This window comes from Pseudomonas syringae, from assembly GCF_021605415.1.
GTDB lineage: Bacteria > Pseudomonadota > Gammaproteobacteria > Pseudomonadales > Pseudomonadaceae > Aquipseudomonas > Aquipseudomonas syringae_S.
The window spans coordinates 1-26,413 of record NZ_WKEQ01000053.1; the positions used below are offsets into that span (position 1 = coordinate 1).

The 26,413-nt window shown below is 60.4% G+C and carries 26 protein-coding genes; 11 read left to right on the top strand and 15 right to left on the bottom strand.

Annotation, left to right across the window (positions count from 1 at the left end; genetic code table 11):
- Positions 1–155 precede the first annotated feature (155 nt).
- The 3 genes from GIW69_RS24595 to GIW69_RS24605 all read right to left on the bottom strand — a co-directional run bounded on the left by GIW69_RS24595 (position 156) and on the right by GIW69_RS24605 (position 1,938).
- Positions 156–752 (bottom strand): Fe-Mn family superoxide dismutase, encoded by a 597-nt coding sequence (locus GIW69_RS24595; protein ID WP_236485370.1) that lies wholly within the window; start codon positions 750–752, stop codon positions 156–158.
- Positions 753–928: 176 nt separating this feature from the next.
- Positions 929–1,531, bottom strand: a complete 603-nt coding sequence (locus tag GIW69_RS24600; RefSeq protein WP_236485371.1) for a LysE/ArgO family amino acid transporter — start codon at positions 1,529–1,531, stop codon at positions 929–931.
- Between the two features lie 5 nt (positions 1,532–1,536).
- On the bottom strand, positions 1,537–1,938 hold the full coding sequence (locus tag GIW69_RS24605) for an ACT domain-containing protein (RefSeq protein WP_236485372.1): 402 nt from the start codon (positions 1,936–1,938) through the stop codon (positions 1,537–1,539).
- 96 nt (positions 1,939–2,034) lie between these two features.
- On the opposite strand from GIW69_RS24605, the gene GIW69_RS24610 reads away from it, so the two are divergent.
- From GIW69_RS24610 to GIW69_RS24625, 4 genes are all read left to right on the top strand, one after another.
- Positions 2,035–2,934 (top strand): LysR family transcriptional regulator ArgP, encoded by a 900-nt coding sequence (locus tag GIW69_RS24610; RefSeq protein WP_236485373.1) that lies wholly within the window; start codon positions 2,035–2,037, stop codon positions 2,932–2,934.
- Positions 2,935–3,029: 95 nt separating this feature from the next.
- On the top strand, positions 3,030–4,022 hold the full coding sequence (locus GIW69_RS24615; RefSeq protein ID WP_236485374.1) for an NAD-dependent epimerase/dehydratase family protein: 993 nt from the start codon (positions 3,030–3,032) through the stop codon (positions 4,020–4,022).
- Between the two features lie 120 nt (positions 4,023–4,142).
- Complete coding sequence (locus GIW69_RS24620) at positions 4,143–4,997, top strand: ATPase (RefSeq protein ID WP_236485375.1); 855 nt, start codon at positions 4,143–4,145, stop codon at positions 4,995–4,997.
- 112 nt (positions 4,998–5,109) lie between these two features.
- Positions 5,110–5,958: a cache domain-containing protein gene (locus tag GIW69_RS24625; protein ID WP_236485376.1), complete on the top strand. Its 849-nt coding sequence runs from the start codon at positions 5,110–5,112 to the stop codon at positions 5,956–5,958.
- A 110-nt stretch (positions 5,959–6,068) separates the two neighbouring features.
- Here the strand turns inward: GIW69_RS24625 and GIW69_RS24630 are convergent, their stop codons facing one another.
- Together GIW69_RS24630 and pobA are read right to left on the bottom strand one after the other, a co-directional pair.
- A complete protein-coding gene (locus tag GIW69_RS24630) occupies positions 6,069–7,586 on the bottom strand; it encodes an MDR family MFS transporter (RefSeq protein WP_236485377.1) in 1,518 nt (505 codons plus the stop codon).
- 72 nt (positions 7,587–7,658) lie between these two features.
- A complete protein-coding gene (gene pobA, locus GIW69_RS24635; RefSeq protein ID WP_236485378.1) occupies positions 7,659–8,852 on the bottom strand; it encodes a 4-hydroxybenzoate 3-monooxygenase in 1,194 nt (397 codons plus the stop codon).
- A 178-nt stretch (positions 8,853–9,030) separates the two neighbouring features.
- On the opposite strand from pobA, the gene GIW69_RS24640 reads away from it, so the two are divergent.
- Positions 9,031–9,915: a helix-turn-helix domain-containing protein gene (locus GIW69_RS24640; RefSeq protein WP_236485379.1), complete on the top strand. Its 885-nt coding sequence runs from the start codon at positions 9,031–9,033 to the stop codon at positions 9,913–9,915.
- A 133-nt stretch (positions 9,916–10,048) separates the two neighbouring features.
- Here GIW69_RS24640 and GIW69_RS24645 read toward each other — a convergent pair whose 3' ends face one another.
- Together GIW69_RS24645 and GIW69_RS24650 are read right to left on the bottom strand one after the other, a co-directional pair.
- Positions 10,049–10,225, bottom strand: coding sequence for a hypothetical protein (locus GIW69_RS24645; RefSeq protein WP_236485380.1), 177 nt, complete (start codon positions 10,223–10,225; stop codon positions 10,049–10,051).
- A gap of 96 nt (positions 10,226–10,321) precedes the next feature.
- Positions 10,322–11,242 (bottom strand): LysR family transcriptional regulator, encoded by a 921-nt coding sequence (locus tag GIW69_RS24650; protein ID WP_236485381.1) that lies wholly within the window; start codon positions 11,240–11,242, stop codon positions 10,322–10,324.
- 120 nt (positions 11,243–11,362) lie between these two features.
- On the opposite strand from GIW69_RS24650, the gene GIW69_RS24655 reads away from it, so the two are divergent.
- Both GIW69_RS24655 and GIW69_RS24660 read left to right on the top strand, forming a co-directional pair.
- Entirely contained in the window at positions 11,363–12,241 is an 879-nt protein-coding gene (locus GIW69_RS24655) for an MBL fold metallo-hydrolase (protein ID WP_236485382.1), read from the top strand.
- Between the two features lie 45 nt (positions 12,242–12,286).
- Positions 12,287–12,901 carry an NAD(P)-dependent oxidoreductase gene (locus GIW69_RS24660; protein WP_236485383.1) on the top strand — a complete coding sequence of 205 codons (615 nt, stop codon included), beginning with the start codon at positions 12,287–12,289 and terminating at the stop codon, positions 12,899–12,901.
- Between the two features lie 62 nt (positions 12,902–12,963).
- Here GIW69_RS24660 and GIW69_RS24665 read toward each other — a convergent pair whose 3' ends face one another.
- On the bottom strand, positions 12,964–13,845 hold the full coding sequence (locus GIW69_RS24665; protein WP_236485384.1) for a LysR substrate-binding domain-containing protein: 882 nt from the start codon (positions 13,843–13,845) through the stop codon (positions 12,964–12,966).
- A 227-nt stretch (positions 13,846–14,072) separates the two neighbouring features.
- Between GIW69_RS24665 and GIW69_RS24670 the strand changes: the two genes are divergently transcribed.
- Both GIW69_RS24670 and GIW69_RS24675 read left to right on the top strand, forming a co-directional pair.
- Entirely contained in the window at positions 14,073–15,710 is a 1,638-nt protein-coding gene (locus GIW69_RS24670; protein ID WP_236485385.1) for a 5-guanidino-2-oxopentanoate decarboxylase, read from the top strand.
- 8 nt (positions 15,711–15,718) lie between these two features.
- On the top strand, positions 15,719–17,167 hold the full coding sequence (locus tag GIW69_RS24675) for an aldehyde dehydrogenase family protein (protein ID WP_236485393.1): 1,449 nt from the start codon (positions 15,719–15,721) through the stop codon (positions 17,165–17,167).
- A gap of 130 nt (positions 17,168–17,297) precedes the next feature.
- Here the strand turns inward: GIW69_RS24675 and GIW69_RS24680 are convergent, their stop codons facing one another.
- Positions 17,298–18,227, bottom strand: coding sequence for an AraC family transcriptional regulator (locus tag GIW69_RS24680; protein WP_236485386.1), 930 nt, complete (start codon positions 18,225–18,227; stop codon positions 17,298–17,300).
- A gap of 367 nt (positions 18,228–18,594) precedes the next feature.
- On the opposite strand from GIW69_RS24680, the gene GIW69_RS24685 reads away from it, so the two are divergent.
- Both GIW69_RS24685 and GIW69_RS24690 read left to right on the top strand, forming a co-directional pair.
- The gene (locus GIW69_RS24685) at positions 18,595–18,948 is read left to right on the top strand and encodes an antibiotic biosynthesis monooxygenase family protein (protein ID WP_236485387.1); all 354 of its coding nucleotides are present in this window, start codon (positions 18,595–18,597) and stop codon (positions 18,946–18,948) included.
- 44 nt (positions 18,949–18,992) lie between these two features.
- A complete protein-coding gene (locus GIW69_RS24690) occupies positions 18,993–19,235 on the top strand; it encodes a hypothetical protein (protein WP_236485388.1) in 243 nt (80 codons plus the stop codon).
- Here the strand turns inward: GIW69_RS24690 and GIW69_RS24695 are convergent, their stop codons facing one another.
- From GIW69_RS24695 to GIW69_RS26510, 6 genes are all read right to left on the bottom strand, one after another.
- A complete protein-coding gene (locus tag GIW69_RS24695; RefSeq protein ID WP_236485389.1) occupies positions 19,236–19,865 on the bottom strand; it encodes a flavin reductase family protein in 630 nt (209 codons plus the stop codon).
- Positions 19,866–20,105: 240 nt separating this feature from the next.
- Complete coding sequence (locus tag GIW69_RS24700; RefSeq protein ID WP_236485390.1) at positions 20,106–20,399, bottom strand: hypothetical protein; 294 nt, start codon at positions 20,397–20,399, stop codon at positions 20,106–20,108.
- A 335-nt stretch (positions 20,400–20,734) separates the two neighbouring features.
- Complete coding sequence (locus tag GIW69_RS24705; protein WP_236485391.1) at positions 20,735–22,054, bottom strand: MFS transporter; 1,320 nt, start codon at positions 22,052–22,054, stop codon at positions 20,735–20,737.
- 242 nt (positions 22,055–22,296) lie between these two features.
- Positions 22,297–23,619 carry a sigma-54-dependent transcriptional regulator gene (locus GIW69_RS24710; RefSeq protein WP_236485392.1) on the bottom strand — a complete coding sequence of 441 codons (1,323 nt, stop codon included), beginning with the start codon at positions 23,617–23,619 and terminating at the stop codon, positions 22,297–22,299.
- Positions 23,619–25,379: an ATP-binding protein gene (locus GIW69_RS24715; RefSeq protein ID WP_236485394.1), complete on the bottom strand. Its 1,761-nt coding sequence runs from the start codon at positions 25,377–25,379 to the stop codon at positions 23,619–23,621. The genes GIW69_RS24710 and GIW69_RS24715 overlap by 1 nt, the downstream gene beginning before the upstream one ends.
- Before the next feature lie 75 nt (positions 25,380–25,454).
- The coding region (locus GIW69_RS26510; RefSeq protein ID WP_496570959.1) for an RHS repeat-associated core domain-containing protein at positions 25,455–26,413 on the bottom strand (959 nt) is incomplete at its 5' end.

Consider the following 26,413-nt stretch of genomic DNA (forward strand, 5'->3'; position numbering starts at 1 on the left):
GCAAAAGCTGATGGCGCTGATGGGCTGAGAGGCCCTTTATTTTTCAGATCGCAGAAAAGCAAATGCCCCGACAAGTCGGGGCATTTGCTTTTAACCGGGACAGATTGTGTTTTCACACAGCCTGACTTGGCCGGGTTTCTTGTCTGGCGCGCAGCTTAAGCGGTGAAGGTTTTGCCTTCGAACTGCTCAGCGACGAACTTCCAGTTGACCAGGTTCCAGAACGCTTCGACATACTTCGGACGAGCGTTGCGGTAGTCGATGTAGTAAGCGTGTTCCCAGACGTCGCAGGTCAGCAGCGGGGTGTCGCCGCTGGTCAGCGGGTTGCCGGCGCCGATGGTGCTGGCCAGGGCCAAGGAACCGTCAGCCTTTTTAACCAGCCAGCCCCAGCCGGAACCGAAGGTGCCGATCGAGGTTTTGCTGAACTCTTCCTTGAACTTGTCGAACGAACCGAACGCTGCGTTGATGGCTTCAGCCAGCGCGCCGGTTGGTTGACCGCCGGCGTTTGGCGCCAGGCAATTCCAGTAGAAAGTGTGGTTCCAGACCTGAGCGGCGTTGTTGAAGATACCGCCCGAGGAAGTCTTGACGATTTCTTCCAGGGTCTTGCCTTCGAACTCGGTGCCTGGCACCAGGTTGTTCAGGTTCACGACGTAGGTGTTGTGGTGCTTGTCGTGGTGGTATTCCAGGGTTTCCTTGGAAATGTGCGGCTGCAGGGCATCGTGTGCGTAAGGCAGCGGCGGCAATTCGAAAGCCATGATGATTCTCCTAATCAGGTCTGTTGCGGTGAGCGCAAGGCCGATCACGGGCGGCCAGAAATGCGCCGGCGAGTTTTTACTCTTTGCGGCGCAGGGTTCGGATCATAGCACCGGGGGTGCGGCATAACCACGCAACAACTGTGTGGGATAGAGGTTCCAGAGCCTTTTGGAATAATTCATGAAGCCAGAATCAATTGCCCGGCCACGGTGAACATCATCGCTGCCACTAACAGATCGAGGATCCGCCAGGTGCTCGGCCGTGCCAGCCACGGTGCGAGCCATGCCGCGCCCAGTGCCAGGGTGAAAAACCACAGCAACGAAGCACTCGCCGCGCCCACGACATAGGCGCCGGGCACCGATTGCTGCGCACCGAGCGAACCGATCAGCAACACGGTGTCGAGGTAGACGTGCGGGTTGAGCAATGTCACCGCCAGTGCGCTGAGCATCACTGCGCGCAACGAACGCACGGTCTGGTCGTCGCCGTGTTTAAGGCTCTGTTTCGAAAATGCCCGGCGCAACGCCTGACTGCCGTACCAGATTAAAAACACTGCGCCGCCCCAACGGGCGACCGCCAGCAATGTCGGGTTCTGCGCCAGCACCGTCGCCAGGCCGAACACGCCGGCGGCAACCAGCAGGGCGTCGCACACCACGCACAACGCCGCGACCGGCAAGTGATGCTCACGGCGCAGGCTCTGCGCCAGCACGAATGCGTTCTGTGTGCCGATCGCCATGATCAAACCGAGCGCCACTAATAGGCCGTTCACGTAGCTTTGCCACATGCTGATTACTCCGCGTTGGCCGCCAGATCGCGCAGGACTTGCATGGCGCGCTCGGCGTCGGCCTGACCGACGAACAAATGATCGTGGTAATAACCGGCAATCACGTTGCAACTGATGCCGGCCTGGCCCAGCGCCGTGGCGAACGCGGCAGTCAGACCGACGGCTTCCAGCGCCGAATGCACGTTCAGGGTGATCCACGCCGCGACGTACTCGAAGCTGAAACCGGCGCGTTCGGCGTCGGAGCGTTCGAGAATTACCGTCAGACCTTCCTGTTCGCGAAAGCTGCCGACGATCTCCAGCCCGGCGGGCAATTGGCCGGCGGGCAGCGTGCAGAAGACGTAGTCGCCGGAATTGAGCTGCGGGCTCATGCTACGCAGCAGGGTTGTCAGCGAGGTTTCGCCAGCCATGGAAATGATCCTTCGAGAAGAGTGCTTGCTGGCTATTCTCCGGGCTGACCCTGTATAAGAAAAACCAATATTGCTGATCGCTCATTAGGAAAACTGATGTTCGACTATAAATTACTGTCTGCACTCGCCGCCGTGGTCGAGCAAGCCGGCTTCGAACGGGCGGCGCAGGTGCTGGGTTTGTCGCAATCGGCGATTTCCCAGCGCATCAAATTGCTTGAAGCGCGGGTCGGCCAACCGGTGCTGATACGCGCTACGCCGCCTTCGCCCACCGAGATCGGCCGGCGCCTGCTCAACCATGTGCAGCAGGTGCGTTTACTTGAGCGCGACCTGCAAACCCTGGTGCCCGCGCTGGATGAAGAAGGCCTGCCGGAGCGTCTGCGGATCGCCCTCAATGCCGACAGTCTCGCTACGTGGTGGGCGGGCGCCGTGGGGGATTTCTGTGCCGCGCAACATGTATTGATGGATCTGGTCGTCGAAGACCAGACCGTCGGCCTCAAGCGCATGCGCGCCGGTGAAGTGGCCGCGTGCCTGTGCGCCAGTGAACGCCCGGTGGCCGGCGCCCGCAGCGTGTTGCTCGGTGCGATGCGTTATCGAGCGCTGGCCAGCCGGGCATTCATTGCCCGGCATTTCCCGAATGGCGTGAAGGTCGAACAATTGCCAAGCACCCCGGCGCTGGTATACGGCCCGGATGACTTCTTGCAGCATCGCTTTCTCGCATCCCTCGGCGTCGATGGTGGTTTCGAGCACCATTTATGCCCCTCTTCCGAAGGATTTATCCGTCTGATCGAGGCCGGACTGGGCTGGGGCCTGGTGCCGGAACTGCAAGTGCGCGAGCAACTGAAAAACGCCACGTTGCTTGAGCTGCTGCCAGATAAACCGATCGATGTGCCGTTGTACTGGCATCATTGGCGCAATGGCGGGCAGTTGTTGGGATTGTTGACCGAACAATTGGTGCGTTCTTCGGCGCAATGGTTGGTGGCTTTAAAGCAGTTGTAAGCGTCAAGCTTTGAGCTGCAAGCAGAGGCGGTTGCGGCGGGTTTTTTTCTTGTGGCTCGAAGCTTGTAGCTCGCAGCTGTTTTTTGGAGCTATCCATGAAAATTTTGGTCACTGGCGCAAGCGGCTTCATCGGCGGGCGCTTTGCGCGTTTTGCTCTGGAGCAAGGGCTGGACGTGCGGGTCAATGGTCGGCGAGCTGACGGCGTCGACCATTTGGTGCGCCGTGGCGCCGAATTCGTTCAGGGCGATTTGAGCGACGCGGATCTGGTGCGCGATCTGTGCACCGATGTCGACGCCGTGGTGCATTGCGCCGGTGCTGTTGGTGTGTGGGGCCGCTATCAGGATTTTCATCAGGGCAATGTGCAGGTCACCGAGAACGTCGTCGAAGCCTGCCTCAAGCGGCGGGTTCGTCGGCTGGTGCACTTGTCATCACCTTCGATCTATTTCGATGGCCGGGATCACCTTGGCTTGACCGAAGAGCAAGTGCCCAAACGCTTCAAACATCATTACGCCGCCACCAAATACCTGGCCGAGCAAAAGGTCTTTGGCGCTCAGGAATTCGGTCTGGAAACCGTGGCCCTGCGCCCGCGCTTCGTCACCGGTGCCGGTGACATGAGCATTTTTCCGCGCTTGCTGAAAATGCAGCGCAAGGGGCGTCTGGCTATCGTCGGCAACGGTTTGAACAAAGTCGATTTCACCAGCATGCAGAATCTGAACGAAGCGCTGCTCAGCAGTTTGCTGGCGGCCGGCTCGGCGTTGGGCAAGGCTTACAACATCAGCAATGGCGCGCCGGTGCCGTTGTGGGATGTGGTCAATTACGTCATGCGCCAGATGGATGTCCCACAAGTCACCAAATACCGTTCCTACGGACTGGCCTACAGCGTCGCGGCGCTCAATGAAGGTGTCTGCAAACTCTGGCCCGGACGCCCCGAGCCGACCTTGTCGCGCCTGGGCATGCAGGTGATGAACAAAAATTTCACCCTCGACATCAGCCGGGCCCGGCAATATCTGGACTACGATCCGAAAGTCAGCCTGTGGACGGCCCTTGACGAGTTTTGTACCTGGTGGAAAGCCCAGGACATCCGCTGATACACGTCAGCCCGTCGACCGGTACTGAACCGAGTCCGGGGTTGGGGGTCAATCCCTGCGGCCGGGCGGTTTATAATCCGCCGCAATCAGCCATTTCTGCGTTTCACAAAGGTTGCCCCAATGTCCATGCGTAACGATGCCCACGACGATTTCGATGATGTACCGAGCCTGCGTGCCGACAGCCTCGATGACGACGACTTTGCGACCACCACCCGAACGTCCGTGCATTCACGCACGCCGCCGGTGGTCAAGGTCAAGGCTGCCAGCACCGGGCCATTGTGGGCGCTGGTCGGCGCATTGTTTTTCGCACTCATCGGCCTCGCCTGGTGGAGCTTTCAGCAGATTTCCCTGATGGAACAGCAACTGGTCGCGACCCAGGAAAGTTTCGCGCGCATCAGTGAGGAAGCGGCGGGGCGCCTGCAGGACATTTCCGGCAAGGTCGTGGCGAGTCAGTCCAACGTGTCCACGGACAGCGAAGCCCTGAAGATGCAAATCAAACAACTGGAAAGCAAGTTGCTTGATCAGAGTAAACAGCAGCAAGGCGTGGCCGGGCAGGCCAGCGATCTGGACAAACGCCTGGCGCAGATGACCGCGCAAACCACTGAACAACAGAACGCCAACGCCCAATTGCAGGCGCAGGTCAAAGCCTTGAGCACGGAACTGGCGGCGATCAAGAGCGCGCCTGCTGACACCAGCAAGGTGGATGCCGAGCTCAAGAGTTTCGATGCTCAGTTCAAGAGCCTTGGCGCTGACATTGCTGCGTTGAAGAAGCAGGGCAACCCGTCTGCGGCGATTGATCGTCTTGAACAGGAAATCGTCGTGCTCAAGAGCGAGCAGGATAATCGTCCGGCCGCGCCGCAGGGTGGCACGAAGACCGCCGAGTTCGATGCGTTTCGCGGCCAGATGACGCGCACCATCAATACGCTGCAGGCGCAGATCCAGAATTTGCAGCAACAGCTCAACGCCCGGCCTTGATCCTTCCTTAACGTGGTGGGGAAGTTATCTTCACCCACCTATCCATGAATATTCATACATAACCCCAACCCGTCTACGCTCTTGAGACACCAACAGGAACGAGGGACGCTTCATGGGGTTTTTGCATAAATGCGCCTGGCTTGGCGTGATGCTGTTGTTCAGTGTCGGACACGCCAACGCCGCCACCACGGCAAAAGATGACGGCCAGGCCGCCAGGGCGTTGTTGGAAAAAGCCCTCGCGTATTACCACGATCACGGCGACAAGGCGTTCGCGGCATTCAGTCGTCAGGGCGAGTTTGTCGACAAAGACCGTTATGTTTTTGTGGTCGACACCAAGGGCGTGATGCTCGCCAGCGGCGGGCCATCCTCGGCATTGATCGGGCGTGACGTGAGCGACGTGCTCGGGCCGGATCTGCAAAAAGCCTTCAAGGACGCCCTGAAAGTGCCGGAAGGCAATGGCATCCAGCAAGCCGAATACCGCTGGCAGAACTGGTCCGACGGCAAGGTCGAGCGCAAGCATGTGTTCTATCAGCGAGTTGGCGAGCGGATTCTGGCGGTGGGTTATTACTTGCCGCGCGCATCGGCGGAGCAGGCGATGGCGCTGCTCAACAAAGCCGCCGCCGACCTGACCAAAGACGAAAAGGGCACCCTGACCGCGATCAATTCGCTCAAGGGCGGCTATCTGCAGGATGACCTCTATGTGTTCGTCGTTGACCTGAATACCCAGCGTTATGTGGCGCACGGCACCAACCTGCGGCTGATCAACACCGACTTCGGCAAGATCAAGGATCCGGGAGGAAAACCGGTGGGCGAGCCGATTCTGGCGCTGATCGCCAAGCAGGATTACGGCGAATATGCGTACCGCTGGAAGAACCCGGTGACCGGCAAGGTCGAGGACAAGCATGCGTACCTGAAAAAGGTCGGGCACTTTCTGGTGGCTGTCGGGTATTACAGCCCTTGAAGATCAAACGATCACAGCCTGCGGTTTCTACCTGACCGTTCCCATTGGATCGTTCCCACGCAGAGCGCAGGAACGGTCATGTGCGCTGCTTCTGGCTGCGATCTTCGGCTTTACTTGGCGTTGTGTTCGCGCCCGCGCAACAACTGGTCAGGCATGGCAATCGCCGCCGCCATCCCCAGCAGCGAAATCGCCGCGCTGACCATCAGCAAATGCCGGAATGTAACCAACAATTCTGCGCGTAATGCGTTCTGCTTATCACCCGCCGCCGCGTTCAAACCGTCCAGCAACACATTGCCGGAATGCCCCTCGCTCATCAGCGAAGAACCCGCCAGATGGGCGAAGCTCGAATCCTGCAACAATGCCAGCAACAGCGCCGACATCAACGCAACGCCCACTGCGCCGCCGAGCGAGCGGAACAGGTTGGTGGTACTGGTGGCGACGCCAATGTCACGTTGTTCCACCGAATTTTGCGTGCCGACCAGCGAGGTCGGGAACTGCATGCCACCGGCGATGCCGCTGAGCAACATGAATACCCCGCTGAGCAACGTCGCGTCCGGCGGACTGAATGCCATGCCGAGAATCGAGATCGGCATCAGGATCGCGCCAGCGAGAATCTGCGGTTTGTAGCGCCCGGTCACCGAGGTGCGGCGGCCAGCGAAATACGCTCCGATCGGCAGCCCCATCGCCAGCGGCAGCAGATGCAGCGCAGCGCTGTCGGCGCCGGCGCCGGTCGTGCTCTGAAAGCGTAGCGGCATCAGCACGATCAGCGAAATCGCCTGGAAACTGGTGAAGAAAATCGTGCACCAGCACAGCAAAGCGCTGCGATTGGCGAACAGGTGCATCGGCAGCAACGGCTCCCGCGCGCGGCGTTCGTGCCAGACAAACACCGCCAATACCACCACCGCGCAGGCGAGCAAACCCAGCACTTCGCTGCTGCGCCATGAATGACCCTGGCCAACTTGGGTGATCCCCAGCAGTAACGTAGTCAAACCGATGATCATCAGCACCGTACCGAGGTAATCGATGACCGGTTTACGCTGCGGAATCGGCAATCCGATCAGATTTCGCCGGGCTACCCAATAGGCGCCAAGACCCAGCGGCAAGTTGATCAGAAACACCCAGCGCCACGACAGGTATTCGGTCATATAGCCGCCGAGCACCGGCCCGGCGACGCTGGCCACCGCATACATGCTGCTGAAATAACCCTGATAGCGGCCGCGCTCCCGAGGCGGCACGATGTCGCCGATGATCGCCTGGCTCACCGAGATCATTCCGCCCGCGCCGATGCCCTGGAGAATCCGCGCCAGCACCAGTTGCTCCATGCTCTGGGCCATGCCGCAGAACAGCGAGGCCAGGGTAAACAGGCCCATGCCGAACAACATCAGTTTGCGCCGCCCGTAAAGATCACCGAGCTTGCCGTAGATCGGCACCGCCACCGTCATCGCTACCATGTACCCGGAAATCACCCAGGCCAGCAGGCTGAGATCCTTGAACTGGGCCGAGATGGCCGGCATCGAGACGGCGACGATGGTCTGATCCAGCGCACCGAGAAAGATCGCCATCATCAGGGCGACCAGCACACTGCGAATGGCCGGTTTGGGCGTTTCAGGCTGGTTGAGAGTGGTCACGGAAAACCTGCGGGCAAAAATGAACCCGCAAGGCGAGCGGGTGAGTGCTCGCCAGTGTAAGTCGATAGGAAGCTATTCGATAGACTCGTACGGAAGCCCGACGTAATTTTCTGCAATAGTTTTTCTACCCGCTTCAGAGCTGACGAAATAGTCCAGTTCCGCAGCGCTGATGCGCTGACTGAAGGCATCATGATCGTCGAAGCGGTGCAGCATTGAGGTCATCCACCAGGAAAAACGTTCGGCTTTCCAGACTCGGCGCAGGCAGATTTCCGAGTACTTTTCCAGCAGCTCGGTGCGCCCGTCGCGATACACCTTCAGCAGAATGTTGAACAATGTGCTGACATCGCTGGCCGCCAGGTTCAAACCCTTGGCGCCGGTCGGCGGGACGATGTGCGCGGCGTCACCGACCAGAAACATGCGCCCGTATTGCATTGGCTCGACGACAAAGCTGCGCAGCGGCGCGATGCTTTTTTCGATGGAAGGGCCGGTGACCAGTTTCCCTGCGAGGTCGGCGGGGAGGCGCGATTTGAGTTCGTCCCAGAAACGTTCGTCCGACCAATTCTCCACCTTGTCATCGGCTGGCACCTGAACGTAATAGCGGGTGCGGGTCGGCGAACGCATGCTGCACAGGGCAAAGCCACGTTCATGACGGGCGTAGACGAGTTCTTCGTGCACCGGCGGGGTATCGGCAAGAATGCCCAGCCAGCCGAACGGATAAACCCGTTCGAACACTTGCAGACAGTCGGCGGGAATCGATTGGCGGGCGACGCCGTGGAACCCGTCGCAACCGGCAATGTAATCGCAGTCAACGCGCCAGGTTTCGCCATCCTTCTCAAAAGTGACAAAGGCCTCGTCGCTTTTCATGCCGTGGGGAACGACATCGCTGGCCTGGTAAAGGGTGGTGGCGCCGGCCTCCCGACGAGCGGCCATGAGGTCGCGGGTGACTTCGGTCTGGCCGTAGATCATCACGGTTTTTCCGCCGGTCAGGGCCTTGAGATCAATGTGCACCTGACGCCCGTCGAGGGCCAGGTCAAAGCCGTCGTGCACCAGACCTTCGGCGTCCATGCGCTGACTCACGCCAGCCTCGCGCAACAGCTCTACCATGCCCTTTTCAAGCACGCCGGCGCGGATGCGGCCGAGGACATAATCGGGAGACTGGCGTTCGATGATGAGGGTGTCGATGCCGGCGTTGTGCAGCAACTGGCCGAGCAGTAATCCGGCCGGGCCGGCGCCGATGATGGCGACTTGGGTTCTTAGCGTTTTCATTGTTTTTATGACTCGCAAGCTTCACGCGACTCAGGCCGGTGAATGATTTTTATGGATCGAGTGCTTGCATTTTTCCCTTGCGGGTCTGTCAATTGAAGGGGAAAACTGAGCCGAACCCTGTACATTCTGCCAATCGGGGCGATTATCGCCCACAACCCTCGAGGCCTGGATTGAAGTGATGAACAAGCCTGACCTGCCTTCGATTCCAGTGTTCAAGCTCTACGGTGAAAGCCTGGACTGGCCGACCCCGGACTTGCTGCACTGCGAAACCATTTCCAAACGCAGCCGCGAACATCATTGGGAAATCAAACCCCACCGCCACGCCGATCTGTGCCAGTTGCTCTTCGTTTTCAAAGGTCAGGCAGAGCTTGAAATCGAAGGCCAGCGCACCCAACTGAACACCCCGGCGATCCAGGTTTTGCCGCCGCTTTCGGTGCATGGTTTCCGCTTTTCCGAGGACGTCGAAGGCTTTGTCGTCACCCTCGCCACGCCGTTGATCAACCACTTGCAGGCGCAACTGGGTAATTCGGTGCACGCGCTGGATCAAACCGAAAGCTACCCGGCGGGCAAGGACGGCGATTACCTCAACAGTTTGTTTTCAGCGTTGCAGAACGAATACAACGGTCATGAACCGGCGCGGGAAATGCTCATGCATTCGCTGGTCAGCGTGATCATGGTCTGGGTCAGTCGCCAGGCGATCCGACGCCATAGCGCCAGCCAGCGACCGCAACGGGCAAGGGAATACCTCAACGGGTTCATTCAACTGGTGGAAGAAACCTATCGCCAGCACGTCAAGGTCGAGGATCTTGCCCACCGGCTGGGTATTTCGGTGTCTCACCTCAACGGTACGTGCCGCGAACTGGCCGGGCAGCCGGCCCTACAGATCATGCACGAGCGGCAATTGCTGGAGGCCAAGCGCTTGCTGACCTACACCAGCATGACGATCTATGAGATGTCGGATGTGTTGGGGTTTTCCGACCCGACCAACTTCACGCGCCTGTTCCGACGTCGGGTGGGGATCTCGCCAAAAGCGTTCCGCGACCGCCTCAAAGCCGAGCAGTAGATTTGCAGTCAGCAGCATCCCTGTGGGAGCTGGCTTGCCAGCGATTGGGGCGGCTCAGCCGCCGACAATGTTGAATGTCAGTCCGTCATCGCTGGCAAGCCAGCTCCCACAGGATTAACACCTGCTCAGTAGATCAGCGCAACGCGTTCAGGGTTGCGTTGTGCGGAATGCAGCGTTCGAAGTTACAGCTCGCGTAATCCCGGGGCAGTTGCCGTAACTGCTCCACCCGCCAGGCCGCAGTGCCGTACAGCGCCAGCGTGGCCGCGCAGGTGATGAAAATCGCGAAGTATCTTCTTGTTTTGATGTTCATGGCGTTGACCTCTGAACGAATACCCTTGGGTACTGCTTTGAGCATAGGTCAGGGAACAGCGGCTGCAAGCTTTGAGCGGCAAGTAGCAAGTGGAGCTTATGGCTTGCCGCTTGTGGCTATGTCGTCCCATGTCGGACTTTCGGGAAACCGCACCACCAGAAAATCCAGCATGCAGCGCAGCGCCGTCGGCATGTGTTTGCGTGAGGCGTACACCGCGTAGATGTTCATCTGTCGCGGTTCGGCGTCGGGCAGCAGGCGGATCAGTTCGCCGCTGTCGATATGCACCCCGGCCTGATAGGTCGGCAACATCGCCACCCCGGCACCCGCCAGCGTGGCGCGCAACAGGGTGCCGGCTTCATTGGCGCTGATGTTGCCCTGCACCGGCACCGACACTTGTTCGCCATCCGCTTCGAAATGCCACAGGCTTTTGCCGAAATACGAGTGCGTCAGGCAATTGTGTTGGCTCAGGTCCTCCACCTGTTGCGGCGCCGGGCGTTCGAGCAGATAGGCAGGCGCGGCGCACACCACCGAGCGACACACGGTCAGGCGTCGGGCGATGAGATTCGGGTCGAGGTCGCTGCTTGTGCGGATCGCCAAATCGATGCGTTCGTCCACCAGGTTCACCGTGCGGTCGAGCATTTGCAGTTCGATGTTGACCCCGCGATAGCGTTTGACGAACGCAGCCATGGCATCGGCCAGTTGCGCCTGGCCGAACGAGGTGCTGACGCTGATACGCAGCAACCCGCGCGGCGCGTCATCGGGTTCGCTGACGGCGGCACGCATGTCGCTGGACAGGTCGAGCATCTGCCGACAGCGCGGCAGGATCTCGTTGCCGGCGGCAGTCAGGCTCAGTTTTCGCGTGGTGCGGTGCATCAGCCGCGCACCGATCCAGTCTTCCAGTTCCGCCAGATACCGCGATACCACTGGCCGCGACAACTCCAGATGATCGGCCGCCGCCGACTGGCTGCCCAGATCCACTACTGTTACAAACACCCGCATTGCCTGAAGACGATCCATGATTTGCACGCTTTTAGAAACAAACTATGTTCAAGCATCGCATTTTTTGTACTGAGTCTGGCAACTAAGCTCTGTCCCATCGCCAGGCACAGGCATGGCATTCGGTTTACGGAGCAACACATGATAGGTTCCACCCTGTTCAAATGCATTCTGTTGGTCGGCGCGACGCTGGGAGCCGCCGCCCAGGCAGCCGCCGCGAATCTCACGCTGGATGTCTACAACCCCGGCACCCATGCGATCTTCCCGGTGACCTCGGTGCTGGTCAGCGGCGAGAAGGAAGCGATCCTGATCGATGCGCAGTTCGGCAAATCCCAGGCCGAGCAGGTGGTGGAAAAAATCCGCGCCAGCGGCAAGCAACTGACCACCATCTATATCAGCCACGGCGATCCGGATTACTACTTCGGCCTCGACACCCTGACCCAGGCCTTCCCTGGCGCCAAAGTGCTGGCCTCGCAGCCGACCGTGGATCACATCAAGCAAACCGTTGCCGGCAAACTGGCGTTCTGGGGCCCGAAAATGGGTGCCGACGTGCCGGCCAAAACCATCGTGCCGGGCGTGCTCAAGGGCGACAGCCTGATGCTCGAAGGACAGACGTTGCAGGTGGTCGGCCTGGACGGCAGGCAGCCGGACCGCAGTTTCGTGTGGATTCCGTCGTTGAAAGCCGTCGTCGGTGGCGTGGTCGTCGCCGAGAACCTTCACGTGTGGATGGCCGATACACAAACCGTGCAATCCCACGCCGACTGGCTGCACACCCTGCATTTGATCGAAACCCTGAAACCGAAAACCGTGGTGCCGGGTCACTACTTGGGTGACAGCGACCATTCGCTGGCCGCCGTGACCTTCACTGCTGATTACATCAAGGCCTTCGACGCAGAAACTGCCCGGGCCAAGGATTCCGCCGCACTTATCTCGGCGATGAAAAAACGCTACCCGAACCTTGGCGAAGAGAGTTCGCTGGAACTGAGCGCCAAGGTCGCCAAGGGCGAGATGAAGTGGTAACCGCCTTCGAGACCTGATGCACACTCAAGCCAACTGGAGAACGTCATGAGCAAAATCGCAATCATTGGAGCCTCCGGCCGCGCCGGTAGCCAACTGCTGGAAGAAGCTCAGCGTCGCGGTCACCGCGTCACCGCCATCGCCCGCGACACCTCGAAGATTGCCGCCCGTGACGGCGTGGCGACGCAGAATGTCGACGTGCTGGACGCCGCCAAACTGCAATCGGCAGTGGCCGGGCATGACGTGGTGATCAGTGCCGCGCATTTCGCCACGGTGCCGGCGAGTGCCCTGATCGAGCCGTTGAAAATGGCTGGGGTGCCACGTTTGTTGGTGGTCGGCGGGGCGGGTTCGCTGTTGCTGCCGGACGGTACGCGCGTGATCGACAGCGCCGGTTTTCCGGCCGAGTACAAAGCCGAAGCCAGCGCCGGGTCGCAGTTTCTTGATGACTTGCGGGCAGAGAAGGAGCTGGACTGGACGTTCCTGTCGCCCTCGGCGGAGTTTGTCGAAGGCGAGCGCAGCGGCATATTCCGGGTCGGCAAGGATGACTTGCTGGTGAGCAGTGAAGGGCGCAGCTGGATTACGTTTGCCGATTACGCGATTGCGTTGATCGATGAAGTGGAAACGCCAAAGCATTCGCGCCAACGGTTTACTGTCGGGTATTGATTCATCCGGATGATCGTACCCACGCGGAGCGTGGGTACGATCGTCATTAACCGCGCAATGGTTCAGCGAGTATGGGCCTGCTCGACCAGCCACCCGATCAATTCGCGTAACCCCGCCGACGGTTCAGGCTTTTGCGGGTACACCACGTAATACGCCAGCCCCGTCTTCACTTTCAGATCAAACGGCATCACCAGCCGCCCCGCGCGCAGGTCATCGCCGATCAACGACCAATCCCCGATCGCCACGCCCGTGCCGTGAGACGCCATCGACATCGCTTGATCCAGCGTTTCGAAATGCTGACCCGTGCTGACATTATTCAGCCGCAGATCGGCCGCGTTGAGCCAGACGTTCCAGTCCTGATCGTCGTGAGTCGGATGCAGCAGCAGGTGTTGTTGCAGATCCCTCGGCTCCTGCAAACCCAGCGAGCCCTTTAGTAGAGAGGGTGAGCACACCGGGGTCAGTTGCTCATCGAACAGGTGTAACGCGCTCGATGAATGCTCCGGCGGCGCACCGTAGATCACCGCCGCATCGAATTGCTCACGCTGAAAATCCACGCCGTGCTTCAGCGAGGCGGTGAGTTTCACCGGCACGTCCGGACGCTCCTTCTGCCACTGCAACAGGCGCGGCAGCAGCCAGCGCATCACGCAGCTCGGTGCCTTGAGCAGCAAGGTTTCGTGTTTTTTGCCGATCTGCTCCACCGCCTCGCTAATCATCCCGAACATCTGTTGCAAACGCGGCAGCCATTCGCGTCCCTCGGCGGTCAGTTCGAGGCCGCGAGCCAGGCGGATGAACAGTGGATAACCGAGAAAATCTTCGAGCCCGGCAATCTGCCGACTGACCGCGCCTTGGGTGATGTGCAACTGCTCGGCGGCCCGGGTGAAGTTGCAGCACTGCGCGGTGATCAGAAAAGTGTGCAGGGCGGGCAGGGGCGGGAGACGTTTCATGTGGATCCAAGGTATGACGTAAGGACATGGCTAGTATGACTTTTAATCGATTGTTGCGGATAGTCGCCGCCCGTTCCAATGAAGCCATTGCTGAATCCCTGTAGGAGCAAGCCTGTTCGCGAAAAGGCGCATCAGACGACATACATGTTGAATGACATAGCGCTATCGCGAGCAGGCTCGCTCCTACAGGGGGGCAGGTCTCAAATCGAACAAGAAGGGCAGACAACATGGCGACGTGCGGCGAAGTACTGGTCAAATTACTCGAGGGCTACGGCGTCGAGCAGGTGTTCGGCATTCCGGGTGTGCACACCGTCGAACTGTATCGCGGGCTGGCCCGTTCGAGCATCCGTCACGTCACGCCGCGCCATGAGCAGGGCGCCGGTTTCATGGCTGACGGCTATGCTCGCACCAGCGGCAAACCGGGTGTGTGCTTCATCATCACCGGTCCGGGCATGACCAACATCACCACGGCGATGGGCCAGGCTTACGCCGATTCGATCCCGATGCTGGTGATCTCCAGCGTGCAGTCGCGCAACCAGTTGGGCGGCGGTCGCGGCAAGCTTCACGAGCTGCCGAACCAGAGTGCAATGGTCGGCGGCGTCGCGGCGTTTTCCCACACGCTGATGTCCGCCTCGGAACTGCCGGGCGTATTGGCCCGCGCCTTCGCGCTGTTCCAGGCCGGTCGGCCGCGTCCGGTGCACATCGAAATTCCGCTGGACGTGTTGGTCGAGGATGCCGACGAATTGCTCGCCAGCGTCCCGGTCACTATTGATCGTGCCGGCGCTGCGCCGGGTGCCGTGAGCCGCATGGTCGACGCGTTGGCCGGGGCCAGGCGTCCGCTGATTCTTGCCGGTGGCGGCGCCATCGACGCCGCTGCCGAACTCACCGAACTGGCCGAACTGCTCGACGCTCCGGTGGCGTTGACGATCAATGCCAAAGGCATGTTGCCATCGGGCCATCCGCTGCTGATCGGCTCCACGCAAAGCCTGGTGGCGACCCGCGCGCTGGTGGCCGACGCCGACGTCGTGCTGGCCATCGGCACCGAACTGGCCGAGACCGACTACGACGTCACTTTTGCCGGCGGTTTCGAGATTCCCGGCGCACTGCTGCGTATCGACATCGACGCGGATCAGACGGTGCGCAACTACCCGCCGCAGGTCGCCTTGGTGGCTGACTCGCGCAACGCGGCGCAAGCGCTGCTCAGTGCGCTGTCGCACAAAACCCTGGCCGAACGCCACAACGATTGGGGCCAGATGCGCGCTGCACGTCTGCGCGATGATCTGGCTGCGACCTGGGATGCACCGACGCAGGCGCAGACGCGGTTTCTCGAAACCGTCCTGCACGAATTACCTGACGCCGTATTCGTCGGCGACTCCACGCAACCGGTGTACACCGGCAATCTCACCTTCAACCCGGAACGTCCGCGTCGCTGGTTCAATTCGTCCACCGGTTACGGCACCCTCGGTTACGCCTTGCCGGCGGCCATTGGCGCGTGGCTCGGCGGTCGGATCGTGAAGGGCGCGCGCCCGCCGGTGGTGTGCCTGATCGGCGATGGCGGTCTGCAATTCACCTTGCCGGAACTGGCCAGCGCCGTCGAAGCGCGGGTACCGGTGATCGTCCTGTTGTGGAATAACCAGGGTTACGAAGAGATCAAAAAATACATGGTCAACCGCGCCATCGAGCCGGTAGGCGTCGACATCTACACCCCGGACTTCATCGGCGTCGCCAAGGCGCTCGGTTGCGCGGCAGAGGCGATTAATTCGGTCGACGCGCTGCGTGCAGCACTGCGTTGTGCATCTGATCGCCAGGGTCCGACCCTGATTGAAATCGACCAGACCCAATGGATGCAGGCGGTGGCGCAATGAGTGTTGCAATGACCTTCCCGACCACGCTGGACGGCATCTATATCAACGGCCAATGGTCGGCGGGCTGCGAGCATCTGCGGGTGATCAACCCGGCGAACGAAGCCCTGCTGACCACGGTCAATGGCGGCGATGAGCAGGCCGTCGATCAAGCGGTTACGGCGGCCACCGAAGCCTTCACGATCTGGTCGAACACCACGGGCGCCGAACGCGGCGCGATCCTGCGCAACATCGCCAACGGCGTGCGCAACGGTCGCGAGCACTTGATGAACCTGCAGTCGAGCAACAACGGCAAGCCGTTGTTCGAAGCGGCCATCGACGTCGACGATGTGATCGCCACGTTCGAGTATTACGCCGGACTCGCCGAAGGCCTCGATGCAAAACAGGACAGCGATGTGCCGCTGCCCGGCGACGATTTCAGCGCGCGGCTGCGCCGTGAACCGTGTGGAGTGGTCGGGCTGATCGTGCCGTGGAATTTTCCGATGGTCACCACCGCGTGGAAACTCGCCCCGGCCTTGGCCGCCGGTTGCTGTGTGGTGCTCAAGCCATCGGAAGTCACGCCGCTGGCGGAGCTTGAACTGGCGACAATCATCGCTGAATCCGGGCTGCCCAATGGCGTCTTCAATCTGGTGTGCGGCACGGGGCTGGCGGTCGGTGCGCCGCTGTCGGCGGATCCGCGCATCGCCAAGATTTCCTTCACTGGCAGCAATGCCGTCGGCGTGCAAGTGATGCAGCGCGCCGCCGAAACCGTGAAGGGCGTGAGCCTAGAGCTGGGTGGTAAATCGTCGCAATTGGTGCTGGCCGATGCCGACGTCGACCTGGCGGTGGAACTGGCCTGTGGTGGCGGATTCTTCAACGCCGGGCAAATGTGTTCGGCGACCAGCCGGGTGCTGGTCGCCGATGACGTAGCGGACGAATTTCTCGAAAAATTGCAGACGCGTGCCGAGGCGATTCGCGTCGCCGACCCGTTCGACCCAGACGTGGAAATGGGCGCACTGGTCAATCAGGCGCAGTATCAGCGTGTGCTCGGGCACATCGACCGGGGCTTGACTGCCGGCGCCAAGTTGATCTGCGGCGGCAATCGTCCAGCGGATTTGCCGCGCGGTTACTTTTTGCAGCCGACGATTTTCACCGAAGTGCCCCTCGACAGTGCGTTGTGGTGTGAAGAGATTTTTGGCCCGGTGATCTGCGTACGCAGTTTCGCCACCGAAGCCGAGGCGATCGCCTTGGCCAACGACAGCCAGTTCGGTCTGGTGGCGAGTGTGGTCACGCGTAACACCGAGACCGCCGATCGTGTCGCCAACGCCCTTCAGGCGGGGCTGGTATGGCTCAACGCGCCGCAGGTGATTTTCCCGCAGACCGCTTGGGGCGGTTACAAACAGAGCAGCATCGGCCGCGAATTGGGGCCGTGGGGCCTGGCCGCGTTTCAGGAAATCAAACACGTGATCCGGGCGGTTTGATCGCAGAAAAGTGGTGCCTTTGTTGACGCCTTCGCGAGCAAGCCCGCTCCCACATTGGATCGTGTACGACTGACCCTGTGGGAGCGGGCTTGCTCGCGAAGGCGTCGGTAGCCGCAGCGCAAAGTCTGGATCAAACCGTCAACCGCAACCGCGCGAGATCCCGCAACGGCGGCGCACCAAATAATCGGCTGTATTCACGGCTGAACTGCGACGGGCTTTCGTACCCCACCCGATACCCCGCCGCCGACGCCTCCAGCCCTTCGGCGAGCATCAGACGCCGCGCCTCTTGCAGGCGCAACTGCTTCTGATACTGCAACGGGCTCATTGCCGTCATGGCCTTGAAACGGTGGTGCAAGGTCGACACGCTCAGGTTCACTTCCTTGGCGAGGTCATCAATGCGCAGCGGTTGTTCGTAATTGCCGTTGAGCCATTTGATCGCCTGGCTGATGCGATGGCTCTGGCTGTTGGCGATGGCGATTTCGTACAGCCGATGGCCCTGCGGGCTGCGCAGCAGGCGATAGAGAATCTCGCGGCGAATCAGCGGCGCGAGCATGGCGATGTCTTTTGGCGTATCGACCAGACGGGCGAGGCGCAGCACGGCATCGAGCATGGCCGTGTCGATCTTCTCGACGTACAAGCCACGCCCGGTCGGCCGGGTCGGCACGCCCATGGGGCCGGCGTCGGCGATCAGTGCGGTGATTGCAGCGGGGTCGATGTCCAGCCGCACGGCGAGAATCGGTTCCTCGGGCGAGACATTCACCACGCGCCCGCTCAGTGGCATCGAAACCGAAACCACCAGGTAATTCAGCGGGTCGTAATTGAAGAACTCGTCGGCCAGCTGCACCTCTTTGCGGCCTTGCGCCATGATGCACAGCGCCGGTTGCGCGAGCACCGGGGCAAAGTTGTGGGACTTGCTGTGACGTGACATGTACAGCGAATCGACGGCGGTGGCGTAACTGCCATCCTCCGACGTGTTGCGGCGAATCAACGCCGCCAGCTCGGCGCGCTGCTTCTCCATGTCGGCATCCGGCGAAGCTTGAAACTGATCGAGTGACGTCATGCGCGGCATCCCCGGGCTGGGCTGTGGAATGGAGCACAGCATAAGTTTGTGCAAGTTCGAGCGGTAGACACATTCTGTCAAATGCTTGCCTGATTCTGCACAGGCTGGCTTCAGCCCATGAGCGACGTACTCCCTGTAGGCGCTGCCGAAGGCTGCGATCTTTTGATTTTTGTTTATAACATCAAAAGATCGCAGCCTTCGGCAGCGCCTGCATTGAGCGAGTTGGGTCAGGTGTCGAAGCGAGTCTCGCAGGATCGTGCAACTCACCGGCAGGAATCGACTAACGGCGCCTTGTGCCCGGCGCTTAACCTTGGATCCTGTCGCAGCCCGTTCTCGGCTGCTTCACGACTCCCTGGGAGGGTTGAACATGTCAAAGCAGATTCCCGTCAGTCATATGGCTTTCATCCGAGCGCGCGCCGGGCGTTCGGCGGAACTCGGTGTACGCCTGAGCGCGCTGATCGAGCCATCCCGTGCCGCCCCCGGTTGCCTGAGTTTTGCCTTGCAGCATTCGCAATGCGATCCAGAGCTGTGGCTGGTGTCCGGTTTCTGGAATAACCAGCAAGCGATGACCGCGTATTTCAGCAGCCCGTCGATGGAGGTGTTCGCCGAGCTGGTACAGGAACTGGTGGTCAACAGCCTGGATTTTCATACTTTCAAGGACGTGTCGGCGGCCCAGGCCCTCGGTCAATACCCGGCAGCGGTACACAAACTCGTCGGTTGAGGGTTTAATGGCCGGCACATTTGTCTGAGCCAGGAACCGAAAACATGGCACGTAAAGAGTTTGAACGCTTCGAAGCGGTATCGGCTGTCGTCCCCGTCGAGCTGGGTGGCAACAAGGGTTATCACGCGGCAATCGCCGTCAAGGCTCTGGTGGATGGCGGTGCGCCGCGTTTTCACACACTGCTCGAAGAGCAGGTTTTCCCGGGCGCAATTGCCGCCGATGAAGCAGCCATCAATGAACTGGATCGGCTTAAGGGCGTCACTGATGACGCCGACCTGATCTGGTAATCATTTTTCCGCGCCGGGCCGCCACATCTTGAACAGGGCTTCTGGCCCCAGCTGGAAATAATCCGCCGGACCGCCGCCGCGCAGAATCGGTTCGGCGGCGGCGGTGTCGTAGATCCCGTCCTTCAACAGCCATTTGGCGATATGCACGGCGACCACTTCGCCGAGGATCAGCCAGCTCGGCACCGTCTCGCCATCCGCGCGCTGCAACTGAATGATCTGCGTGACCTTGCACTCGAACGACACCGGGCTTGCCGCGACCCTTGGCACCGAAATGACTTTCGACGCCACTGTTGCTAGCCCCGCCAATTCGAACTCATTGACCTGCGGTGCGACCATCGCGCAGCTCTGGTTCATCTGCTCGGCCAACGGGCGGGTGGCGAGGTTCCAGACGAATTCGCCGGTCTGTTCGATGTTGTTCAGGCTGTCTTTGCGACCGACGCTTGAGAACCCGATGATCGGCGGAATGTAGTTGAACGCGTTGAAAAAACTGTATGGCGCCAGGTTCAACGCGCCGTTGGCATCCTGCGACGAGATCCAGCCAATGGGACGCGGGCCGACGATGGCGTTGAACGGATCGTGGGGCAAGCCGTGGCCGTTGGCGGGTTCGTAGAAATGAATGTCATCGGACATGGCAAGCGGGTTCCTGACGGGAGTGTGTGAGGGGCAATAGTGCAAGCGCAATTCATGAAGATCAAATGTAGGAGTGAGCCTGCTGGCGCTGGCGTCCAGTCATCCGAAACTTCTTGAACGGGAAACCGCTATCGCGAGCAGGCTCACTCCTACATGGGATTCGTCGGGGTTCAGGGTTTGTGTTTCTCCAGAAATAACTAAGCCCGGCCGAAGCCGGGCTTTTGCGATTTGCATCAGGGGTTAGCTGATTGCAGCGCCATTGGTACGGTCGTAACCGTCTTCAGCCAGAGTGGCGCCATTGGTGCGGTCGTAGCCGTCTTCGGCCAGAGTGGCGCCATTGGTGCGGTCGTAGCCGTCTTCGGCGAGGGTTGCGCCGCCCGTGCGGTCGTAGCCATCAGCGGCGACTGTTGCGGAACCGGTGCGGTCGTACCCGTCCGCCGCAACGGCGGAACCGGTGCGATCGAAACCATCTGCGGCAAAGGTGTTGGCGGCGAGTACGGACAGGGTCAGGGCAAGGATCAGTTTGGTTTTCATGATGTGTTTCTCCAGATTCGTTGGCGATGTGTCTTGCATGGGTTGAATGCTACGCCAACTAATTTGATTAAAAAGCGCAAATTAATGCTGATAACTATCGATTAACTAGATGTTAAGGGCGATGCATTTAAATCGCTTGCGCACTGGGCAGCGAACGTCGCGCAGTTCATCGATCAGATAGGGGAAGGATGCCCGAGGGGCATTAAGTTGCGATTAATCGCAGGAGACGGGTGTTGCACGAACGAAAAGATCGCAGCCTCCGGCGGCTCCTACAGGATCAACATCAATCCCGTGCAGGCGCGGCCGAAGGCTGCGATCTTTGCTTTTAGAACCTGTCAGTCAGTCGTGATCCGCGAATGCTTCTGGGTGTCTTTCATGGTGATGTACACCAGCAACGACACCGCGATGCACGCGGTCACGTACCAGTAGTAACCGGTTTCCATGCCGATGCTCTTGAACCACAGCGCAATGTATTCAGCCGTGCCGCCAAAAATCGACACGGTCAGTGCGTACGGCAGGCCGACGCCCAGTGCGCGGATTTCGGTCGGGAACAGTTCGGCTTTCACCACGGCGTTGATCGAGGTGTAGCCGCTGACGATGATCAGCGCCGCCATGATCAGGAAGAACGCGCCCCACCAGGTCTGGACGGTGTGCAGGGTCATCAGGATCGGCACGGTGAAAATCGTGCCGAGCACGCCGAAGGCGATCAGGATCGGGCGACGACCGATCTTGTCCGACAGGCCGCCGATGATCGGTTGCAGGCACATGAACAGGAACAGCGTGGCGGCAGAAATGGTGGTCGAGTCGGAGATGCTCATGCCGACGGTGTTCACCAGGTATTTCTGCATGTAGGTGGTGTAGGTGTAAAACGCCAGCGTACCGCCCATGGTCAGGCCGACCACGGTCAGCAGCTCTTTGGGGTGACGCATCAAGGTGCGCATCGCGCTTTCCTTGGCCTTCTCTTTTTTGGTGAACGACTCGGTTTCTTCCATGCCGCGACGCAGGTACAACGCCACGACCGCACACAGCGCGCCGATGGCGAACGGGATACGCCAGCCCCACGCGTACAGCTGTTCGGTGGTCAGAGTCTGTTGCAGCACGATCAGCACACCCAGCGCGATGAGCTGGCCGGAAATCAGCGTCACATACTGGAAGCTGGAGTAGAAGCCACGACGCTCCTTGGTTGCCATTTCGGACAGGTAAGTCGCCGAGGTGCCGTATTCGCCACCGACCGACAGGCCTTGCAGCAGACGGGCGAAGATCAGCAGGATCGGCGCGCCGATGCCGATGACTTCGTAACTCGGGCTGAGGGCGATCAACAGTGAGCCGAAGCACATCAGGTAGACCGAAGCCATCAGCGCTTTCTTGCGCCCGACCTTGTCCGCGTAGAGCCCCATCAACCAACCCCCGATCGGGCGCATCAAAAAGCCCACGGCGAAGATCGCGGCGGTGTTCAACAGTTGGGCAGTGGTGTCGCCCTTGGGGAAAAAGGTCTTGGCGAAGTACAGCGAGAAGGCGGCATAGACGTACCAGTCATACCACTCGACCATGTTGCCGACGGAACCGCTGAAGATCGATTTAATGCGACTGGCGGTGGTACGTTCTTTGGCCGGCACGGCAGCCGACCCGAGGGGCAGGGCGTTGGAGTTATCCATTGAAGGATCCTTCGTTTAATTGTTTTTGTGGAGCGCGTTAAACGCAGCCTGCGGGGGCTATAGCAGGAGCTGTGCCAACGGGGAGAGGGCCGGTTTAGAGGGGGTGGCGGGACAGGTTGAGCGGAAAGTCGCTGATTAATCTGTGGCGATGAGCGGATTTCCGCTTATATGGCGGTGGTTGTCAGGTGAACATGATTGCCCTTTCGCGAGCAGGCTCGCTCCCACAGGGGCCGGTACTGGCGCTAGATAAACATCTCCCGACTCAACCCATGCCGCTGCATCTTTTCGTTAAACGTGCGGCGCGGCAGTTGCAGTTCCTCAAGCACCGCTTTCACATCGCCTTTGTGCCGGGTCAAAGCGATCCGCAGACATTGCGCTTCGAACGCTTCCTGCTGAGCGGCCAGTGATTGTCCGGGATCAATCCCCGGCGCCGGTTCATCCAGCCCCAGCACTTGCCGCTCGGCGACGTTCGCCAGTTCGCGCACATTGCCCGGCCAATCATGACTGAGCAGGTGACTCAGTTGTGCGCCGTTCAGTGGCGGGAAGGTGCGGCCCAATCGCTCGGCAGCACTGTGCGCGAAGGTTTCGAACAACTGCGGGATGTCTTCACGGCGCTCGCGCAAGGGTGGCAAGCGCAGTTGCGCGACGTTCAGGCGATAGGCAAGGTCTTCGCGAAACCGCCCGGCGCGGGCCTCATCGAGCAGATCGGGTTTGGTTGCGGCGACGATACGCAGATCCACGCGAATGCTCTGGTTCGAACCCAGACGTTCGAGTTTCTGCTCTTGCAACACGCGCAGCAGCTTCACTTGCTGGGCCAGTGGCATGCTTTCGATTTCATCGAGAAACAGCGTGCCGCCATCGGCGTATTCCAGTTTGCCGATGCGCTTGCCGGACGCGCCGGTGAACGCGCCGCTCTCGTGGCCGAACAACTCCGCTTCGAACAATTGTTCCGGGATCGCCGCGCAGTTCAGCGCCACGAACGGCTTGTCGGCACGTGGGCCGAAGTCGTGCAGGCAACGAGCAACCAGTTCCTTGCCGCTGCCGGTTTCGCCACGGATCAGCACATTGACCGGCAATGCCGCAAGATCCAGCACCTGCCGGCGCAAGGTCTGCATGCCTCGGGACACGCCCAGCAACGTAGCGTCGAGTCTGGCGCGGTGATCGGCCTGCGCGTGCAGCGCGCGGTTCTCCAGCACCAAGCGGCGTTTTTCCAGCGCGCGACGCAGGCTGCCGAGCAAAGTGTCCGGGCTGAAGGGTTTCTCCAGAAAGTCGTAGGCGCCATCGCGCATGGCTTCGACCGCCATCGGCACGTCGCCGTGACCGGTCAGCAGGATCACCGGCAGATCGACGTCGCGACGCTGCACCTCGGCCAACAACGCCAGACCGCTCAGACCTGGCATGCGCACGTCGCTGACGATCACGCCGGCAAAGTGATTGGGCAGTGCGGCGAGGCATTCCTCGGCTCGACTGAACAGCTGCACGTCAAAGCCCGACAGGCTCAGCCACTGTTCCACCGCGTTGCGAATACTGCTTTCGTCATCGACAACGATCACTGAGTTGAGCATCAGACATGAGCCTCTTGATCAATCGGCAAGGTCAGGGAGAACACTGCGCCGCTGTCGCCGTTTTCCACGCTCAGGCGCCCGCCGGACTCATGGACGATTGCGAACGACACCGCCAGCCCCAGGCCCAGACCATCACCCACCGGTTTGGTGGTGAAAAACGGGTCGAACACCTGACCCAAATCTGCTTCGGCAATGCCGCCGCCGTTGTCGCTGACGCTCAGGCGCCACAGTTGCTCGTCGGCGTCGAGGCGGATTTCCAGGCGCTTGCTGGGTTTGTCTTGCATCGCGTCGAGGGCATTGCGCAGCAAATTGATCAACACCTGTTCGAGACGAATCGCGTCGCCGCGCACCCAGGCCGGACGAGTCAGGTGCAACACCAGGCTGACCTGCTCGTCGCGCAATCGGGCATCAAGCAATTGCAGTGCCTGTTCGACTACGGTCGCCAGATCCAGTCGTTCGCGCAAGCCGCTCGGGCTTTTGCGTGCGAACGTTTTCAGGTGGCCGGTGAGGGCAGCCATGCGCGTGAGCATGTCGTCCACTGGCTTCAACGCTTTGTAGGCATCGTCGACACGCCCGTGGTCGAGCAGCAACCTCAGCGTTGCCAGTTGCATGCGCTGAGCCGTCAGCGGTTGATTGATTTCGTGGGCCAGCGCGGCGGACATCTGCCCCAGTGCCGCCAATTTAGCCGATTGCACCAGGCCGTCTTGCGCCGTGCGCAGATCGCGGGTGCGTTCCTCGACCAGTTGTTCAAGTTCTTCGCGGCTGCGCTGGCGCAATTTCGCCAGACGCCAGCGCTGATTGAGGAACAGTAGCAAAAACACCAGCGCCAGCCACACGCCGGCAGCGGCAAGGCCGGCGTTGCGCAAATCTTCGAAGGCCACTTGCGGGCGGCGCAGCAAATGCAGCGTCCAGTCTTCGGCCGGCAGCGGCAGGGATTCCCACAGATAGTCCGACGTGCCCTGCGGGCCTTCGACCCGGGTCAGATCGCTATTTTCATCGAAGTGGCGCACGGGCAAATACGTCAGGGGCGTCAGCGGCTGTTTATCGTATTGGCGGGTTGCCTTGATCTCGGCACGATCGTTTTCACTCAACGGGCGCAGCAGGCGATAACGCCATCCCGGCTGGTTGGCGATGAAGATCACACCGCGTTTATCGCTGACCAGCAACGTATCGCTGCCCTGGCGCCATTCCCGTTCGAGTTCGGGGAATTCGAGTTTGACCACCATGGCGCCGAGGAACTCGCCGTCGTCGCCCACTACTGCGCTGGAGAGGAAATAACCGGGAATGCCGCTGGTCACGCCCACCGCGTAAAAACGCCCGGTGCCCTGGGTACGGGTCTGGCTGAAGTAAGGCCGGAAGCCGTAGTTGTGGCCGACATAGCTGCTGGGCAGACGCCAGTTGCTGGCGGCCACGGCCAGGCCGTTGCGATCGAGCAGTTCAAGGGTCGAGGACTGTGCCGCGCCGTTGATTTTTTCCAGCTTCAGGTTCAGCACGGTTTGTTGTTCTGCAGTGACCGGGCCGCCCAGCGCCGAACGCAATTGCGGATCCAGCGCCAGTACGGCAGGCAGGGCGCGGTAGCGATCAATCAATGTGTGCAGCGAATTGGCGTACAGCGCCAGTTGCTGATTGGCACGTGCGGCGTCCTCTTCCAGCGACTGGCGCTCGGCGTGACGGATTGCCAGGTGGGCCGCAAGCGCCGTGCCGGCGATGATCAGCAAGGTGTACAGCGACAGGCGCAGGGTTCGCAGGGTTGGCAGCATGCTGGATGAATGGGTGGCAGGACGGGCGGGCACCATACCATGCAGGCAGATGGCCCGGCGTCCTGTTCACCGATTTCAGGCGGCTGAGGACAACGACGTGACGCTGGCTATGTACTGTCTCGGTTTTTGCCGGGGTTTGGGAACCGGACGAATGAGCGTATCGGCGGCCGCTTGGAGTTGGGGCAGCCGGGCTGTTACGCCATCTGCTTCGCTGGGAGCCATCGCACTGGGTGGCGGCTCAAGGATCTGGTCAATCGCTTCGAAGGGATCGATTCCGCTTCTGACCCGTCTCATGGCGTCCCGTTGTTGGCTGGAGGTGAGTTCGTTCAATTGCGAATAGAACATGCTTTGGATCTGTGCCGGATAGGCTTGGAGGTTGTCGGCGAATTGTTTGATGTTGGTGATCACATTGCGCCCGCCGTTGAGCAGATTTTTTCCCGCCTCGGCGGTGGAAGACACGGCGCTCGACACCTGATTCAGTGCATCCTTGATCTCTTGTGCGTGCAGCCGCTCGGCAAGCTTCAAGCCCTTTTTGAAGGCGTAATAAGTCAGCAGCGGCATCACGATTGCACCCACCAGCGCACCGGCGCCTGCGCCGATGGCATTGCCCGCGCCGGGAATGATGCTCCCTAGGGCGCCGGCAGTGGTTGCGCCCACGCTTGCGCCTTTGATGACTGCTTTCAAACCGTGTTTGGACAGCAGAAATTTGCGAAACGTCATGACTTTGCGTACTTCCTCTATTTCCACGCCCGGTGGCACCAGTCCATCAAATTTGGTGGCCAGGTCATGAAGCTGATCGACGGCCGTTTGCGCCTTATCCACCAGGCCGATAAAGCCTTTTGCCAATTCGAACACGGCTTTCACGGTGCCGGTCTTGTCGATGTAGAGAAGGGGATTGTTACCGACAAATGCATACAGATTCAGCCCGTCAACCGCCCCCGCCGGATCCGCACTTACCCAACGCGAAAGCCACGGCGCGTAATAACGTGCGCCGTAGTAATACAGGCCGCTGACGTCCATTTCCTTGCCTGAAT